The organism is Halovulum marinum, assembly GCF_009697225.1.
Taxonomy (GTDB): domain Bacteria; phylum Pseudomonadota; class Alphaproteobacteria; order Rhodobacterales; family Rhodobacteraceae; genus Halovulum; species Halovulum marinum.
In genome coordinates, this window is the sequence record NZ_WIND01000005.1 from 77,321 (window position 1) to 92,232 (window position 14,912).

Annotated in this window: 17 protein-coding genes; 8 read left to right on the top strand and 9 right to left on the bottom strand. The window is 70.5% G+C overall.

Annotation, left to right across the window (positions count from 1 at the left end):
• Positions 1-37: 37 nt before the first annotated feature.
• The 3 genes from GE300_RS08905 to GE300_RS08915 form a co-directional block, all read right to left on the bottom strand.
• Positions 38-556 (bottom strand): cytochrome b/b6 domain-containing protein, encoded by a 519-nt coding sequence (locus GE300_RS08905; protein WP_154446214.1) that lies wholly within the window; start codon positions 554-556, stop codon positions 38-40.
• 74 nt (positions 557-630) lie between these two features.
• Positions 631-1,125, bottom strand: a complete 495-nt coding sequence (locus GE300_RS08910) for a hypothetical protein (RefSeq protein ID WP_154446215.1) — start codon at positions 1,123-1,125, stop codon at positions 631-633.
• A gap of 201 nt (positions 1,126-1,326) precedes the next feature.
• Positions 1,327-1,509, bottom strand: coding sequence for a hypothetical protein (locus GE300_RS08915; protein ID WP_154446216.1), 183 nt, complete (start codon positions 1,507-1,509; stop codon positions 1,327-1,329).
• A 118-nt stretch (positions 1,510-1,627) separates the two neighbouring features.
• Here GE300_RS08915 and GE300_RS08920 point away from each other — a divergent pair, with 118 nt between their 5' ends.
• Positions 1,628-2,101: a nuclear transport factor 2 family protein gene (locus GE300_RS08920; protein ID WP_154446217.1), complete on the top strand. Its 474-nt coding sequence runs from the start codon at positions 1,628-1,630 to the stop codon at positions 2,099-2,101.
• On the opposite strand, the gene GE300_RS08925 is transcribed toward GE300_RS08920, so the two are convergent.
• Positions 2,098-2,313 carry a dodecin gene (locus GE300_RS08925; protein ID WP_154446218.1) on the bottom strand — a complete coding sequence of 72 codons (216 nt, stop codon included), beginning with the start codon at positions 2,311-2,313 and terminating at the stop codon, positions 2,098-2,100. The two genes, GE300_RS08920 and GE300_RS08925, sit on opposite strands and share 4 nt — an antisense overlap.
• A gap of 308 nt (positions 2,314-2,621) precedes the next feature.
• Between GE300_RS08925 and GE300_RS08930 the strand changes: the two genes are divergently transcribed.
• Positions 2,622-3,194 (top strand): hypothetical protein, encoded by a 573-nt coding sequence (locus tag GE300_RS08930; protein ID WP_154446219.1) that lies wholly within the window; start codon positions 2,622-2,624, stop codon positions 3,192-3,194.
• Between the two features lie 166 nt (positions 3,195-3,360).
• On the top strand, positions 3,361-3,696 hold the full coding sequence (locus tag GE300_RS08935; protein ID WP_154446220.1) for a hypothetical protein: 336 nt from the start codon (positions 3,361-3,363) through the stop codon (positions 3,694-3,696).
• A gap of 420 nt (positions 3,697-4,116) precedes the next feature.
• Here GE300_RS08935 and GE300_RS08940 read toward each other — a convergent pair whose 3' ends face one another.
• Together GE300_RS08940 and lepA are read right to left on the bottom strand one after the other, a co-directional pair.
• Positions 4,117-5,070, bottom strand: coding sequence for a DUF2971 domain-containing protein (locus tag GE300_RS08940; RefSeq protein ID WP_154446221.1), 954 nt, complete (start codon positions 5,068-5,070; stop codon positions 4,117-4,119).
• Positions 5,071-5,109: 39 nt separating this feature from the next.
• Positions 5,110-6,909 carry a translation elongation factor 4 gene (gene lepA, locus GE300_RS08945; RefSeq protein WP_154446222.1) on the bottom strand — a complete coding sequence of 600 codons (1,800 nt, stop codon included), beginning with the start codon at positions 6,907-6,909 and terminating at the stop codon, positions 5,110-5,112.
• Positions 6,910-7,040: 131 nt separating this feature from the next.
• Here lepA and GE300_RS08950 point away from each other — a divergent pair, with 131 nt between their 5' ends.
• Complete coding sequence (locus GE300_RS08950; protein WP_154446223.1) at positions 7,041-7,346, top strand: hypothetical protein; 306 nt, start codon at positions 7,041-7,043, stop codon at positions 7,344-7,346.
• A gap of 108 nt (positions 7,347-7,454) precedes the next feature.
• Here the strand turns inward: GE300_RS08950 and rpmB are convergent, their stop codons facing one another.
• Positions 7,455-7,745, bottom strand: a complete 291-nt coding sequence (gene rpmB / locus GE300_RS08955; RefSeq protein ID WP_154446224.1) for a 50S ribosomal protein L28 — start codon at positions 7,743-7,745, stop codon at positions 7,455-7,457.
• 180 nt (positions 7,746-7,925) lie between these two features.
• On the opposite strand from rpmB, the gene GE300_RS08960 reads away from it, so the two are divergent.
• The gene (locus GE300_RS08960) at positions 7,926-8,621 is read left to right on the top strand and encodes a glutathione S-transferase (protein ID WP_154446225.1); all 696 of its coding nucleotides are present in this window, start codon (positions 7,926-7,928) and stop codon (positions 8,619-8,621) included.
• Positions 8,622-8,638: 17 nt separating this feature from the next.
• On the opposite strand, the gene GE300_RS08965 is transcribed toward GE300_RS08960, so the two are convergent.
• Positions 8,639-9,589 carry a LysR family transcriptional regulator gene (locus tag GE300_RS08965; protein ID WP_154446226.1) on the bottom strand — a complete coding sequence of 317 codons (951 nt, stop codon included), beginning with the start codon at positions 9,587-9,589 and terminating at the stop codon, positions 8,639-8,641.
• 80 nt (positions 9,590-9,669) lie between these two features.
• Here GE300_RS08965 and GE300_RS08970 point away from each other — a divergent pair, with 80 nt between their 5' ends.
• Positions 9,670-10,578 carry a DMT family transporter gene (locus tag GE300_RS08970; RefSeq protein WP_233416894.1) on the top strand — a complete coding sequence of 303 codons (909 nt, stop codon included), beginning with the start codon at positions 9,670-9,672 and terminating at the stop codon, positions 10,576-10,578.
• Here the strand turns inward: GE300_RS08970 and meaB are convergent.
• Complete coding sequence (meaB, locus tag GE300_RS08975) at positions 10,565-11,551, bottom strand: methylmalonyl Co-A mutase-associated GTPase MeaB (RefSeq protein WP_154446228.1); 987 nt, start codon at positions 11,549-11,551, stop codon at positions 10,565-10,567. The genes GE300_RS08970 and meaB overlap by 14 nt on opposite strands.
• A 155-nt stretch (positions 11,552-11,706) precedes the next feature.
• Between meaB and GE300_RS08980 the strand changes: the two genes are divergently transcribed.
• Together GE300_RS08980 and hrpB are read left to right on the top strand one after the other, a co-directional pair.
• Positions 11,707-12,432, top strand: a complete 726-nt coding sequence (locus tag GE300_RS08980; RefSeq protein ID WP_154446229.1) for a DUF3108 domain-containing protein — start codon at positions 11,707-11,709, stop codon at positions 12,430-12,432.
• A 2-nt stretch (positions 12,433-12,434) separates the two neighbouring features.
• Positions 12,435-14,885, top strand: coding sequence for an ATP-dependent helicase HrpB (gene hrpB, locus GE300_RS08985; protein ID WP_154446230.1), 2,451 nt, complete (start codon positions 12,435-12,437; stop codon positions 14,883-14,885).
• Positions 14,886-14,912: the final 27 nt, after the last annotated feature.

Consider the following 14,912-nt stretch of genomic DNA (forward strand, 5'->3'; position numbering starts at 1 on the left):
CGGATTATGGTGGGAATCTAGGCATTTAAGCGGTGTTTCAGCGGCGTCGCGCGCCATCTTCGTTGACGGATCTTAACATCCTGCGGGGCACTGCGCTGTGCCACACCAGCCAGTGCGCGGCGACCCAGGCCAGGTGCAGTGCCAGCAGCACCCACAGCAGCGTGGCCAGCGCGCCGTGAACGGCGGCGGCAGATCCCAGCCGGCCGGCCCAGGCCAGCAGCCCGGCGACCGGCAGCGCCAGCAGCACCGCATAGAGCGCCAGGTGAACCCCGTGCGCCAGCCGCTCCAGCACCCGGGGCGGCCCCGCGGCCGGCGGCGGCGTGCCGCGCCGCAGGCGTAGCCCCAGCAGCAGCAGCATCAGCGCCAGCACCGCCGCGCCGGTGGCGATGTGTGCCCATCCGGCGGCGGCGGCGGCGGCGGGGGTGGCGAAGCCGCGCAGCCGCGCCTCGAAGGCGGTCTCGACCCCGCCGGCCAGCAGGAACTCGGCCGCCACCAGAATGGCGACGGCCCAGTGCAGCAGGATCTGCGCGCGCGAATAGCCCGGCGGCGCCGCCATCGTCACTCTCCGTCCCGTCCGGGCAAGGGTGCGTTGCGCGGCGCCGCGTGGCAAGGCCGGGCCGCGCGTCCGCGTCAGGCAGTGACGCCGCGGGCGGCACTGCGGGCCCGAGCGGGCAGCCGCGCCTCGATCACCGCCGCGGCGACCAGGGCGAACAGGATGTGCCCCCACAGCGCCACCCAGGTGATCCCGGTGAAACCCAGGAACGGCGGGTTGCCGGCGATCAGGTGCGCCATGACGTAGACCGCGAAGATCCACAGCCCGACGCCATAGGCCACGGCGGGCACGCTCCAGTGCAGGCCGGGGGCGACCGCGCGCCAGACCGGGCGCGCCACCAGCAGCCAGCCCAGCGGATAGGCGACCAGCCCCGCCAGCATGTGTAGCAGATAGGCCGCGCCGTCGGGGCTGGCGCCGAACACCACGTTCAGCACCGAAGTGGCCAGCGGCACCGGCGCCAGCCTGGCGAAGCCGAGCAGCGGCGTCAGGCCCTGCCCGAAGGCGTCGAAGGCGACGGTGGCCAACGCGCCCGCATAGAGCACGGTGGTGACGGCGTGGAAGGGTCGGGTCATCGGAGGGCTCCTGTCCAGGGGATGAACTGGCGGCAGGATGCCCGAGACGGCGGCGCCGGGGCAGGGGGGCTCACGCGGTGCTGTTGCGCCGGGCGGCGCGCGTGAGCGATTGTTTCAGAATCCTGCCCGATCCGGCACACGGCCGCTGACGGGCGCGTGAGACCGCCGCAGCAATGTTTCAGCGCGGGCGGTGGGCGCGCCTCACAGGCCGCCGGCGGCATCCTTCGCGCCGCCGGTGACGATCGCCGGCGCGGCCGGAATCGCCCGCCCGTCGCCGGTCGCCAGCCCGGTGCCGATGCCGACCGTGGGGAAACGGCCGCCGTTCTGGGTGTAGAGCACCCAGGCGGCCACCAGCAGGGCCAGGACGATCACGGGCTTCGGCATCACGGGCCTCTCACGCAGCCGGGGCAGTGTGGCACGAAACCCGGCGCCGCGACAGCCGCATCCCGGCGGCGCGGGTTTCGTGCTATCCTCGGGGCCATGTCTGCGAGGGGAGGACGACATGCCGGACACGCAAACCGCAACGGCGGCGAACATCGAGACGCTGCGCACCTGCGTCGAGCGCTGGGGCGCCTCGAAGGGCGCGGACCGGGGCTGCTGGCTGGACGTGGTGACCGACGACGTCGACTTCTTCTCGCTGGCGCAGGGCGCGGGGGCGCTGGAGTTCACCGCGCCGCGGCGCGGGCGGCGGGACGTGGAGGAGTACATGGACGGGCTGACCGACACGTTCGCGATGGAGGACTTCCACGGCGAGGAGTATGTCGCCGAGGGCGACCGCGTGGTAATGATCGGCGCCACCACCTGGACCCACAAGGGCGGCGGCGGGCGGTTCACCACGCCGATCGTGATGTTCGCGCGGTTCCGCGACGGCCGCATCGCCGAGCTGCGGGAATACTACGACACCGCCGCGGTGGCGGCGACGGCCGGGCCGGGGGCGGGGGCCGGGCCGGGGGCGGGGGCCGGGGCCGGGGCCTAGTCCTCGGGCCGGTCGAGGCGGAAGCCCAGCTTCACGCCGACCTGGATGTGGGCGACCTCGCCGTCCTTGACGTGGCCGCGGATCTCGGTGACCTCGAACCACTCCAGGTGCCGGATGCTATGGTGCGCGGCCGTCACGGCCTGGCGGATCGCGTCGTCGACCGAGCTGGTCGACGAGCCGTAGACTTCGGTGACGGGATAGACATGGGACATGGCGCCGCTCCGATTGTGATGCGCCCAAGGCTAGCACGGATCGGGGGCCGGGCAAGCGCGCCGGGGGGGGGCGTGAAAACGGCGGATTTTACCAGGGCAAACCCGATCAACCAACTGATTTTACGGCTGAAATGAATATGAAAACTTCGTAAGCGCCCGGATCCGGCAGGATTCCGCGCGTTTACATGCGTCCGGGGCGGATACCCGCGGGACGCAAGGCTTCGACCCGACCGCACCCGAATCCCGGCGAAGAATCGCCGGATTCCGCGAGTAACCATTCCGAAACGTTCATGGTTGGAGGCACGTTCATGAAGACATTTCTTGTTGCCGCTGCACTGGCCTTCCCCGGCGTGGCACCTGCCGAGGGGAATTACGGGACGGTCAAGGGTTGGGACATCGATTACGACACCGACGGTCCCTATTGTTCGCTTGCGGGCATGTTCGAAGGCGACACCTATATTTCCATCGCCCTCTCCGGCCAGGGCCGGGGGATGACGCAGACCTTCGTGATGGCCGATGACGACTGGCGGTCGATCCGCGACGGGCAGAAGATCGCGGTCGGGATCAGCTTCGACGGCGAGGCGGCCTGGGATGTTTCGGGGACAGGAATGGACCTCGGGGAAGCGGGCGGGTTCTCGGTCACGGTGCCCGCCTATTCCGAGGACGCGGGGGAGTTCGCGCGAGACTTCAAGTACTCGCGGAGCATGACGCTCCATGTGGATGGCCGCGAGGTCGATGCGTTCAACCTGCACGGCACGGCGGCGGCCTATGAGGCGATGGTGGACTGCCAGCGCCGGCTGATCGAGGCCAGCGCCTCGGCCGACCCGTTCGCGGCCTCGGCGGACCCGTTCGCGGCGGGGAACGATCCGTTCGCGCGGTAGGGGCCGCGTGACGCTTCGCCCCAGCGGATCGAAGGGCTGACGGGCCGGTTGCTCACCCTGTGCCGGCCGGCGCCGAACATGGCCAATTCTCCTCAGAGTTTTGTCACAATTGGACGCCTATAAAAACCGTGTGCCGATTCACATTTGAAAAACAAAGGGAAAATAGATGCACAAGCCGCTTCTCCTCGTAGCTTTCCTGGGTCTTGCCGCATGCACCCAGCAATCGCAGGAAGAATATGCCACCGTCGCGGGCAGCCGCCTGGCAATCTCGGCCGAGATGACGCCGGGGGTGATCGACGCCAAGTTCGTTCTGCGCATCAACGGCGCGCCGGTGATCAACGACCGGACCGAGCCGTTCGGCGGCACCTCGCAGAACTTCTCGGGCAGCTACGACGGACGGCCGGTGTCGGCGCGGGTGACGGCGGTCAGCAAGATGTTCTCGGCCTATACCATGGTCGACGTGTTCATCGACGGCCAGCTTGTCGAAACCCTGACGATCTGAGCCACGCGCCGCGCGTACCGGGGATCGCCTGCCATGCCGGTGATCCCCGTGTCGTGTCGGCTGCGGTCAGGATCCGCACCACTGGCGCTCGGGCGGCCAATATGGGTCGTCGCGCTTGATGACGCGGGTGGCGTAGAGCCCGGCGGGGATGCCGGTCAGCAGGGCGAGAGCGCCCGCGACGGCGAAGGATGGCCAGGTGAACACCCCAGCGCCAGGGGGGCGAGGATGCCGACCCGGAAGGCTTACGAGCCGATCAGAGCGATGTTGAAAGTACGGTGCCCCGTTCTCATTGGGAGCCTCCTTTCGGAGAGTCAACGTTTCGGGCGTGTGTGGCTTTCCGGTGTTGGCAGGTATAGCTGACAACTCAATCCGAGTTGGCCGATGAGAAATGAATATTCGGGCCTATTCCGAACTGACTTGCTATACGAAGTCACAACTAGACTCTCGGATTCTGTATCCAAAAAAGTCTGACGACTCTAAAAGGCATGATATAGTATCAATGTCAGCTCGACACTTGCTGCCAGTAATGATGTCAGATACACTGAAGACTTGAGGGTTATGTGAAGTTTGTTCCACTGGAAATCTATACAGGGGAATGGTTACAAATGGTACTATGCGGCCCTCCTTGGCCCGATATTCTACTTTTTCAACGCCTAGTTTTCGAAGGTTATCTCCAATCCGGAAGCCGGTCATGCCGGGAGTTCCAAATTTAAATATCTTAATTATATATCTTACCTCTTCTTCGTGTTGCCAAGACTCGTGCTTGTAAGAGGCTGCAAGTGAGGACAGTTCGGCCACGCAATTATATAAGTGACTTAGTGCGCCTTTATATTCTAAAGGGATATCTTCTTCGGGATCCCAATCATTAATAAGTGGATCTATGCTCGCATATTTTTGTTTCCATCCGTCTTGATAATTTCTATATATGAGCGCGATCTTTTCGATTGCATCACTTTCTGAGTATATGACATCGACTCTACGAATCGTTTCGATAACTTTCGGATAAATGAAGCTAGGTGTGAAGCCCAAGCAAATGCCGGAGCCTCCATCCCCATAGGCGAGCCATTGCGATAAAGAATCTGCTTTCTTTGTAAGGCTGATCCCGAATATCTCTATGTTTTTATATATGTGATTATATTGCTTCAGAAGCGATACATGGAACGCTTGTTCAGGTGTATTAGGTAAGAAGCCCATACCTTCCAGAAATTTAGAAATTTTTTCTTGGCCGAGATGTACCTCTCGAGGGTCATTAAGTGACCTCAAGTGGGAGAAACGGATGCTGCCAGATTGGACAATAGATATTAGAGATTCGAGGCTAGTATAATGAAAAAGGCTTCTTGAGGCATAGAGAGCAGCCTCCAGTAGATTTGACATTAGTAATTGCTCCGTTAGACTAATTATTATAGGTAAAAATTACCCATCCATCTTCAGCGCCGAAATGAACGCTTCCTGCGGAATGTCCACCTTGCCGAACTGGCGCATCTTCTTCTTGCCGGCCTTCTGCTTCTCCAGCAGCTTCTTCTTCCGGGTGACGTCGCCGCCATAGCACTTGGCGGTCACGTCCTTCCTTAGCGCGGAAATGGTCTCGCGGGCAATGATCCGGCCGCCGATCGCCGCCTGGATCGGGATCTTGAACATGTGCTGCGGGATCAGCTGTTTCAGCTTCTCGCACATCGCGCGGCCCCGGGCCTCGGCGCGGGCGCGGTGGACCATGGTGGACAGCGCGTCGACCGGCTCGTCGTTGACCAGGATCGACATCTTGACCAGCTGATCCTCCTGGTAGCCGATCATCTGGTAGTCGAAGCTGGCATAGCCCCGCGTCACCGATTTCAACCGGTCGTAGAAGTCGAACACGACCTCGTTCAGCGGCAGATCGTAGACCACCATCGCGCGGCTGCCGGCGTAGGTCAGGTCGAGCTGCACGCCGCGCCGGTCCTGGCACAGTTTCAGCACGTCGCCGAGGTATTCGTCGGGCACCAGGATCGTCGCCTTGATGCGCGGCTCCTCGATGCGCTCGACGGTGGCGGGGTCGGGCATGTCGGCGGGGTTGTGCAGCTCGATCATCTCGCCGTCGCGCAGGTGGACCTGGTAGATCACGGAAGGAGCCGTGGTGATCAGGTCGATGTTATACTCGCGCTCCAGCCGGTCGCGGATCACCTCGAGGTGCAGCAGGCCCAGAAAGCCGCAGCGGAAGCCGAAGCCGAGCGCGGCCGAGGTCTCCATCTCGGCCGAGAAGCTGGCGTCGTTGAGCTGCAGCTTCTCGATCGCGTCGCGCAGGTCCTCGAACTCGGCCGAGTCGACCGGAAACAGGCCGCAGAACACCACCGGCACCGAGGGCTTGAAGCCCGGCAGCGCCTTGTCGCACTGGCGTTTCTCGTGGGTGATGGTGTCGCCGACCGCGGTGTCGCGGACCTGCTTGATCGATGCGGTCAGGAAGCCGATCTCGCCCGGGCCGAGGTCTTTCGCGTCGACCATCGCCGGGCGGAACACGCCCAGCCGGTCGATCTGGTAGAGCCCGCCGGTCTTCATCATCCGGATCCGGTCGCCCTTCTTCACCACGCCGTCCATCACCCGGGTCAGCACCACCACGCCGAGGTAGGCGTCGTAGTAGCTGTCGACCAGCATCGCCTTCAGCGGCGCGTCGCGGTCGCCTGCGGGCGCGGGCAGGCGGGTGACGATCGCCTCGAGCACCTCGGGCACGCCGACGCCGGTCTTGGCCGAGATCTCGACCGCCTCGGAGGCGTCGATGCCGATCACGTCCTCGATCTGCTCGCGCACGCGGGCGGGCTCGGCCGCCGGCAGGTCGACCTTGTTCAGCACCGGCACGATCTCGTGGTCGGCGTCGATCGCCTGGTAGACGTTGGCCAGCGTCTGCGCCTCGACCCCCTGGCTGGCGTCGACCACCAGCAGCGAGCCCTCGACCGCGCGCATCGAGCGCGAGACCTCGTAGGCGAAGTCGACGTGGCCCGGCGTGTCGATCAGGTTCAGCACGTAGGTCTCGCCGTCCCGCGCCTTGTACTCCAGCCGGACGGTGTTGGCCTTGATGGTGATGCCGCGCTCGCGCTCGATGTCCATCGCGTCGAGCAGCTGCTCTTTCATGTCGCGGTCGGACACGGTGCCGGTCATCTGGATCAGCCGGTCGGCGAGGGTCGACTTGCCGTGATCGATGTGCGCGACGATGGAGAAATTGCGGATGTGCCGGGGCTCTGTCATGGGGCCGGATATGCGGCTGTTTTGCAGGATGGTCAATGGTCCGCGCGCGGGGTCGGGCGCGACGGGGCTTGACCTGGACCCGGGCGGCGGGCACCAATTCCGGCAGGGGGAAACGCGTCGACGGAGGGCCCATGCGCCGCTTCACCACCGCCTTTGTCCTCGGGGCCGCGCTGCTGGCCGCCCCGGACGCCGGCCACGCCGCCGGGATCACCGAAAACGCCTGCCTGCGCTCGCAGCGAAGCCCCGGGCCCACGGCCTGCCGCTGCGCGCAGTCGCTGGCAGACTTCGGCCTGACCCGCCGCGACCAGCGCGAGGCGGCGCGGATCATCGCCGAGCCGGACCGCTATCTGAAACATCGCGAACGGCGCGCGTCGCAGGCGTTCCTGCAGCGCTACCACGCCTGGGGCGCGGCGGCCGAGCGGTCCTGCCGGGGCTGACCGCCGGCCGCGATCGCCGCACCGCGCAAGCGAAGGGACCGCGCCGGAAATCCGGGCGGTCCCTTGAAATGCTTTCGACTTCGGCCGGGCCGACCGGCCCGCGGGCGCTCAGCCGGCGTCGGTGGCGGCTTTCGCGACGTCGCGCTTCACCTTCAGCGCGGCGGGCGACAGATCGCCGTCGGGCGCCTTCGCCAGGAAGGCGTCCAGCCCGCCGCGGTGGTCCACGGTGCGCAGCGCCGAGGCGCTGATGCGGAACTTGAACGCCCGGCCCAGCGCGTCGCTGGTCAGGGTGACGTCGTTCAGGTTCGGCAGGAAGCGCCGTCTGGTTCTGTTTTTGGCGTGGCTGACATTGTTGCCAACCATCGGGCCCTTGCCGGTCAGTTCACAGCGACGGGACATGTTGCTAGTCCTTGTCTTATCGGTTCGCGTTCGGTCGTCCGGGCAAAGCCGCCCGGAGGCCGCGCGGACGCGGCCGGGAATCTCGAAGCCCGGTTCCTACGGTCCTTTGTCCTGCGCGTCAAGGGCCAAGCAGACCCGGTCCGGGCCCCGGCGCGCGGGCCGGCGAAAGGAGCGACGGCGATGCCCGACTACACGCTTTACTACTGGCCGATCCCGTTCCGCGGCCAGTTCGTCCGCGCCGTGCTGGAGCACGCCGGCGCCGACTGGGCCGAGGCCGGCAGCGCGGCGACCGCGGCGCTGCGGGCGGCCGCGCCGGCGGCGCAGCCGGTGCCGCACATGGGCCCGCCGGTGCTGACCGATCATGCCGCCAGCCTGTCGCTGGCGCAGATGCCGGCGATCCTGGCCTACCTGGGCGCGCGGCACGGGCTGGTCCCCGGCGATCCGGCGCGCGCCGCGCTGACCGCCAAGATCGTCGCCGACGCCAACGACGTGCTCTACGAGATGACGCGCTACAACGGCGCACAGATGTGGACCCCGGCCGACTGGGCCGCGTTCCGGCCGCGGCTGGCGCGCTGGATGGAGATCTTCGAGCGGACCGGTGCGGCGCACGGGCTGGAGGCGGCGGACGGCCACCTGCTGGGCGGCGATGCGCCGGGGCTGGCCGACCTGGTCGCCGCGGTGCTGTGGGGCACGATGACCGACAGCCTGCCGGCGCTGCGCCCGCTGCTGGACGCGACCGCCCCGGCGCTGGCCGGGCTGACCGACCGGGTGCTGGCGCTGCCGGCGCAGGCGGCGCTGCGCGCGCGCAGCCGCGCGGACCATGGCGAGGCCTGGTGCGGCGGGCAGATCGAGGCGTCGCTGCGCGCGGTGCTGTAGCCGTCAGCCGTCGGCCGTCAGCCGTGGGCGCCGGTGTCGAAGCCCAGCGTTGCCAGCCCGGCGCCGCGCCCGCCCTGCCACGCGACCAGCGCGCGCACCAGCCGGGCGGCGGGGCCGTCTTCGGGTTCGTCGGCGCGGGTGACGGCAAACCAGTCGAGGCCGAACCCGCCGGGCGCGGCGGGGCGGGCCACCAGCGTGCCGTCGGCCAGTTCCGGCTCGATCGCCCAGCGGCTGAGGAAGCTGATGCCGAAACCGGCGCGCACCAGGTCGATCACCGCCTCGGGCGAGGGCATCGGCGCGAGGTCGCGCAGCGGTTCGGTCGGCTGGCCCAGCATCAGTTCCCATTCGAAGCCGGGTTCGGTGGCGAACGGGTAGGCGTAGACGCGGGTGTCGCCCAGAACGGTGGTGTCGACCCAGGGCAGCGCCGCCAGCGGGTGATCCGGCGCCATCACCGCCACCAGCGGGTCGGTCGCCAGCCGCACCCAGCGGAACCGCCGCAGGGTCGTGGGGCGGCCGTAGATCGTCGAGACGTCCACCAGCCCCTGCTGCAGCGCGCCGAGCGGGCGCGCGGTCGCGGCGCCGGCCAGATCCACGGTCAGGTCGGGCTCGGTGCCGCGCAGGTGCTCCAGGAACGCCGGCCACCAGTGGTAGCGGGAATAGGTCGCCTGGCCCAGCCGCACCAGCCGCCGCGGGCCGCCGGCGGAGGTGGCGATCTCCTGCTCCAGCCGGGCGAGTTCCGGCAGCACGCGGTCGGCGAAGGCGCGCAGGCGCTGGCCCTCGGGGGTCAGCGCCACGCCCGCGGGGCCGCGGGTGACGAGGATCGAGCCGGTGCGCCGCTCCGCCTCGCGCAGGCGGTGGCTGGCGGCGGACTGGGTGATGCCGAGGCGCGCGGCGGCGGCCGAGACGCCGCCGGCGTCGGCCAGCGCCGAGATCAGCGCAAGATGGTTGAGGCCGAGGCGGGGCAGCATGGTGCGTATTAAACCATTTCATGCCACGCGTGAAAACTTGGAATTTTTCAAATGCTGCGCCGCCGGATATCCGGCGTGGCATGAGCAGAACATCCCCCACCGCCCGCGCCACCCTGACCATCGCCCTGTGCGCCGTGCTGTTCGGCCTGGTGCCGCTGTTCGCGCGCATCCTGCAGGCCGAGGGCATGGACCCCGCCGCGATCGCGCTGTCGCGCTACGGGCTGACCGCGCTGGTCGCCGCGCCGTTCCTGCCATGGCGGCGCGCGGTGCGGCGGCAGGTGCTGGTGCTGGCCGGCACCGGGCTGGCCTGCGGGCTGGGCTGGGTCGCCTACCTGGAGGCGATCGGGCGCACCACGGTGGCGGCGGCGGGCGTGGTCTACATGTCCTACCCGGCGTTCGCGCTGGGCTTCGCCTGGCTGCTGCTGGGGCTGGCGCCCTCGGGGCGGGCGGTGGCCGCGGCGGCGATGGTGCTGGCCGGGGCGCTGCTGGTCAGCGGCGGCGCCGGCGTCGGCGATCCGCTGGCGCTGCTGCTGATGCTGCCGGCGCCGGCGTTCTTCGCGCTGGTGATCGTGGCGCTGGCGGCGCTGGCGCCGGATCTGGCGCCGATGGAGAAGCTGGCGGCGACGATGGCGGGCACCGTCGCCGGGCTGCTGCCGCTGGCGGCGCTGGCCGCGCCGGGAACGCTGTTGCCCGGGACCGGACCGGGCTGGGCGGCGCTGCTGGGCAGCGGCCTGCTGACTGCGCTGCTGCCGCAGTGGCTGTACGTCCGCGCCGCGCCGCACGTCGGCCCGGGCCGCGCCGCGGCGGCGGGGGCGTTCGAGCTGCCGACCATGCTGGCGATCGGCGCGCTGGCCTTCGGCGAACTCGTCGGCCCGCGCGAGGTCGCGGCGGCGTTGCTGGTGCTTGCAGCCATCGGGCTGAGCCCGTCGGTGCGCCCCGCCGGGCCGGCGCCCGCGCGCCCCGGCGCCGGACGGCTCAGTCGCCGGTGACCGCGCGCAGCAGTTCGGCCGCCGCCGCGGTCGGGCTGCGCTGGCCGGCGCCGACCTGCGCCTCGAGCCGCGCGGCCACCGGGGCGAGCGCCGGGTTGGCGTGGACGTGGTCGCGCAGCATGCGCTCGAATTCCTGGCGGAACCAGTGCAGGTCCTGGGCGGCGCGGCGCTCGGCCAGCGCGCCGCTGTCGCTGCGGGCGCGGGCCAGGTCCGCGACCGCCTGCCAGGCCGCGTCCAGTCCCGTGCCGGTCGTCGCCGAGACGCACAGCGCCGCCGGAAAGCCCTCGGGATCGCCCGGGCGCGGGCGCATCAGCCGCAGCGCCGAGGCATAGTCGGCGCGGGTGGCGCTGGCCTGGGCCTGCATCGCGCCGTCGGCCCGGTTGACCAGGATCAGGTCGGCGATCTCCATGATGCCGCGCTTGACGCCCTGCAACTCGTCGCCGCCGGCCGGGGCCAGCAGCAGCACGAACACGTCGGTCATCTCCGAGACCAGGGTCTCGGACTGGCCGACGCCGACGGTCTCGACCAGCACGATGTCGTGGCCGGCGGCCTCGACCAGGCGGATCGCCTCGCGGGTGCGGCGGGCGACGCCGCCCAGCTCGCCGGCGGCGGGCGAGGGGCGGATGAAGGCGCGCGGATGCCGCGCCAGCCGCTCCATCCGGGTCTTGTCGCCCAGGATCGAGCCGCCGGTGCGTGCCGAGGACGGGTCCACCGCCAGCACCGCGACCTTGTGGCCGGCGTCGGCCAGCTTCAGCCCCAGCGCCTCGATGAAGGTCGACTTTCCGACCCCCGGCGTGCCGGACAGCCCCAGCCGCAGCGCCGGCGGATCGGGCTGCGGCAGCGCCGACAGCAGCCGGTCGGCGGCCTGCCGGTCGGCGGCGCGGCGGCTTTCCACCAGGGTGATGGCCCGCGCCAGCGCCCGCCGGTCGCCGGCGGCGACGGCGGCGGCGCGTGTTTCGGGATTGTCGCGCAATGTGAACTCCCCTGGCAGCGCTTCGCCCCATTTGCCCCTGCAAACGGCGTCTCGCTGACATATGGTCCGGAGGGCGGCAGGGTGTCCAGAGCGGCGACCCGCACCCGGCCCACACCCGCACTCGCACCCGGGGCGGAGACACAGGAGAAGACAACATGACCGGAGCGATCGGACGCGCCTGCGCCGCGCTGGGGCTGCTGGCGCTGAGCGCCGCCGCGGCGCCGGCGCAGGACATGCGCCAGGTCTACGACGTGTCGATCGCCGGAATCCCGGCGGGCACCGCGACGCTGGCGGTGAACACCGAGGGCGAACGCTATACCGCCGAGGCGCAGATCCGCGCCGGCGGGCTGATCGGCGCGCTGTTCGACTTCCGCTTCCGCGGCCAGGCCTCGGGGCGGAAGGTTGGCAACTTCGCGCTGCAGCCGGTCAGCTACAGCGCGCGCCGCGTCACCGGCCGCAAGGAGCAGAGTTACGGCGTGTCCTATTCCGGCGGCGTGCCGGTCGCGGCCGAACTGGTGCCGCCGACCGAATACCCGCAGTACGCGATCGAGCCGCGCAGCATGGCCGGCAGCCTGGATCCGGTCAGCGCCGCCTGGACGTTCCTGCGCGACGCGCCCGCCGGCGAGGCCTGCGGCCGCTCGGCCACGGTCTACGACGGCTCGCGCTCGTTCCAGGTGACGCTGCAGGCGCGGCGGCAGGCGGGAGATCTGTGGGTCTGCAACGGCGCCTACACCCGCGAGGGCGGGTTCTCGCCGCGCAAGCTGGCCGAGCAGAAGGTGTTCCCGTTCACCGTCTACTTCCGCGAGCGCGACGGCATCATGCGCCTGGCGCGGCTGGAGGTCGCGACAACCTTCGGCACCGCCCGCGCCACCCGCCGCTGAGCATGGCCGGAGAGCTGCCGATCGTCGCCGTGCTGGGGGCGGTGGTGGACGCGGTGCGCGGCGCCGGCGCCTGCGTCGTGCAGGCCCCGCCCGGCGCCGGCAAGACCACGCAGGTGCCGCTGGCGCTGGACGCTGCCGGCGTGGTGCGGGGCAAGATCCTGATGCTGGAGCCGCGCCGCGTCGCCGCCCGCGCCGCCGCCGAGCGGCTGGCCGAGCTGCTGGGCGAGGCGCCGGGCGGCGCGGTCGGCTACCGGATGCGCGGCGCCTCGGTCGCCGGCAGCCGGATCGAGGTGATCACCGAAGGCATCCTGACGCGGATGCTGCAGGCCGACCCGGAGCTGAGCGGCGTCGGCTGCGTGATCTTCGACGAGTTCCACGAGCGCGCCCTGCAGGCCGATCTGGGCCTGGCGCTGGTGCTGGAGGTGCGCGGCGCACTGCGCGAGGATCTGGCGGTGCTGGCGATGTCGGCGACGCTGGACGCCGGGTTCGTCGCCGGGCTGATCGGCGGCGCGCCGGTGGTGACCTCGCAAGGGCGGGCGTTCCCGGTCGAGACGCGCTATCTGGAGCGGCCCCTGGGGCCGGGGACGCTGGTCGGGCGCGGGTTCGTCTCGGGCGCGGTGGAGCTGGTGCAGCGCGCGGCGGCCGAGACGACGGGCGACATGCTGGTGTTCCTGCCGGGGCAGGGCGAGATCGGCCGCGTCGCCGGCGCGCTGAAGCTCGACGCCGAGGTGCTGCCGCTGCACGGCGGGCTGCCGTTCAAGGCGCAGCGGGCGGCGTTGCGGCCCGGTCAGGGGCGGCGGGTGGTGCTGGCCACGGCGATCGCCGAGACCTCGCTGACGATTCCGGGGGTGCGCGTGGTCGTCGACTGCGGCCGCGCGCGGCGGGCGCGGCTGGACCCGGCGAGCGGCATGTCGCGGCTGGTGACCGAGCGCGTCACCCGCGCCGAGTCCGAGCAGCGCCGGGGCCGCGCCGGGCGCGTCGCCGAGGGCATCTGCTACCGGATGTGGGCGAAGGGCGAGGAGGGCGCGCTGGCGCCCTTTCCGCCGCCCGAGATCGAGACCGCCGATCTGGTGCCGCTGGCGCTGGAGCTGGCGATCTGGGGGGCGGCGGACCCGGCGGGACTGCCGTTCCCGACGCCGCCCGCGCCCGCCGCCTATGCCGTGGCGCGGCAGCTGCTGGCCGAGCTGGGGGCGCTGGATGCGGGCGGCGCGCTGACCGACAGGGGCCGGGCGATGGGCGCGCTGCCGGTACACCCGCGGCTGGCGCGGATGCTGCTGGAGGGCGGCGCCGCGGCGGCGGATCTGGCCGCGCTGGCCGAGGCCCGCGATCCGCTGCCGGGTGCGCCCGCCGACATGGGTCTGCGGCTGGAGGCGCTGGCCGACACCGCGCGGTTCGAGGCGACGCGGCCGTATCGCGCCGACCGCGGCCGGCTGGGCGAGATCCGCGCCGAGGCGAAGCGGCTGCGCCGTCTGGCGCCGGACGGGCGGGCGCTGTCGCCCGGCGCGATGGCGGCGCTGGCCTGGCCGGACCGGGTCGGCCTGCGGCGGCCGGGGGACGATCCGCGCTACCTGCTGTCGGGCGGCTCGGGGGCGTTTCTCGATCCGGGCGACACGCTGGGCGGGCAGCGGATGCTGGTGGCGCTGGACCTCGACGGCGACCGGCGCGAGGCGCGGATCCGGCGCGCGCTGCCGGTGCAGGAGGCCGACCTGCGGGCGCTGTTCGCGGACCGCATCACCGAGCAGAAGCTGTGCCGCTGGTCGCGGCGGCACCGGCAGGTTGAGGCGCGGGTGCAGGAGCGCCTTGGCGCGCTGGTGCTGTCGGACAGCGCCTGGAAGGACGCGCCCGACGACGCCCGCATCCCGGCGCTGCTGGAGGGGGTGCGGGACCTCGGGCTGCCGGCGCTGAACTGGAGCGCGGCGGCGCAGGGGCTGCGGGCGCGGGCGGAATGGCTGCGGCGCGCGGGCGCGGATCTGCCGGACATGGGCGAGCAGGCGCTGCTGGGTGCGCTGGAGGACTGGCTGGCGCCGTTCCTGCCGGGCGTGCGCAGCTTCGGCGCGCTGGCGGCGATGGACCTGCACCCGGCGCTGGCCGCGCGGCTGGGCCCGGCCGGCGAGGCGGCGCTGCGGCAGCGTGCGCCGACGCATTTCACCGCGCCCACCGGGACCAACGTGCGCATCGACTATTCCGGCGCGCAGCCGGAAATCGCCATCCGCCTGCAGGAGATGTTCGGCCTGGCGACGCACCCGTCGGTGGCCGGCGTGCCGTTGCTGGTGACGCTGCTGTCGCCGGCGCAGCGCCCGGTGCAGACCACCGCCGATCTGCCGGGGTTCTGGGCGTCGGGCTATGCCGACGTGCGCAAGGACCTGCGCGGGCGCTACCCGAAACACCCCTGGCCCGAGGATCCGCTGGCCGCCGCGCCGACGCGGCGCGCGAAACGGGCGGGGCAGGGGTGACCCCGGATCAACCCCGCGCCGCCATGC

What these genes read in the sequence shown, in the direction of transcription:
- GE300_RS08905 (WP_154446214.1), bottom strand. Translation starts at nt 556, where the DNA reads ATGGCGGCGCCGCCGGGCTATTCGCGCGCGCAGATCCTGCTGCACTGG.
- GE300_RS08910 (WP_154446215.1), bottom strand. Translation starts at nt 1,125, where the DNA reads ATGACCCGACCCTTCCACGCCGTCACCACCGTGCTCTATGCGGGCGCG.
- GE300_RS08915 (WP_154446216.1), bottom strand. Translation starts at nt 1,509, where the DNA reads ATGCCGAAGCCCGTGATCGTCCTGGCCCTGCTGGTGGCCGCCTGGGTG.
- GE300_RS08920 (WP_154446217.1), top strand. Translation starts at nt 1,628, where the DNA reads ATGCCGGACACGCAAACCGCAACGGCGGCGAACATCGAGACGCTGCGC.
- GE300_RS08925 (WP_154446218.1), bottom strand. Translation starts at nt 2,313, where the DNA reads ATGTCCCATGTCTATCCCGTCACCGAAGTCTACGGCTCGTCGACCAGC.
- GE300_RS08930 (WP_154446219.1), top strand. Translation starts at nt 2,622, where the DNA reads ATGAAGACATTTCTTGTTGCCGCTGCACTGGCCTTCCCCGGCGTGGCA.
- GE300_RS08935 (WP_154446220.1), top strand. Translation starts at nt 3,361, where the DNA reads ATGCACAAGCCGCTTCTCCTCGTAGCTTTCCTGGGTCTTGCCGCATGC.
- GE300_RS08940 (WP_154446221.1), bottom strand. Translation starts at nt 5,070, where the DNA reads ATGTCAAATCTACTGGAGGCTGCTCTCTATGCCTCAAGAAGCCTTTTT.
- lepA (WP_154446222.1), bottom strand. Translation starts at nt 6,909, where the DNA reads ATGACAGAGCCCCGGCACATCCGCAATTTCTCCATCGTCGCGCACATC.
- GE300_RS08950 (WP_154446223.1), top strand. Translation starts at nt 7,041, where the DNA reads ATGCGCCGCTTCACCACCGCCTTTGTCCTCGGGGCCGCGCTGCTGGCC.
- rpmB (WP_154446224.1), bottom strand. Translation starts at nt 7,745, where the DNA reads ATGTCCCGTCGCTGTGAACTGACCGGCAAGGGCCCGATGGTTGGCAAC.
- GE300_RS08960 (WP_154446225.1), top strand. Translation starts at nt 7,926, where the DNA reads ATGCCCGACTACACGCTTTACTACTGGCCGATCCCGTTCCGCGGCCAG.
- GE300_RS08965 (WP_154446226.1), bottom strand. Translation starts at nt 9,589, where the DNA reads ATGCTGCCCCGCCTCGGCCTCAACCATCTTGCGCTGATCTCGGCGCTG.
- GE300_RS08970 (WP_233416894.1), top strand. Translation starts at nt 9,670, where the DNA reads ATGAGCAGAACATCCCCCACCGCCCGCGCCACCCTGACCATCGCCCTG.
- GE300_RS08980 (WP_154446229.1), top strand. Translation starts at nt 11,707, where the DNA reads ATGACCGGAGCGATCGGACGCGCCTGCGCCGCGCTGGGGCTGCTGGCG.
- hrpB (WP_154446230.1), top strand. Translation starts at nt 12,435, where the DNA reads ATGGCCGGAGAGCTGCCGATCGTCGCCGTGCTGGGGGCGGTGGTGGAC.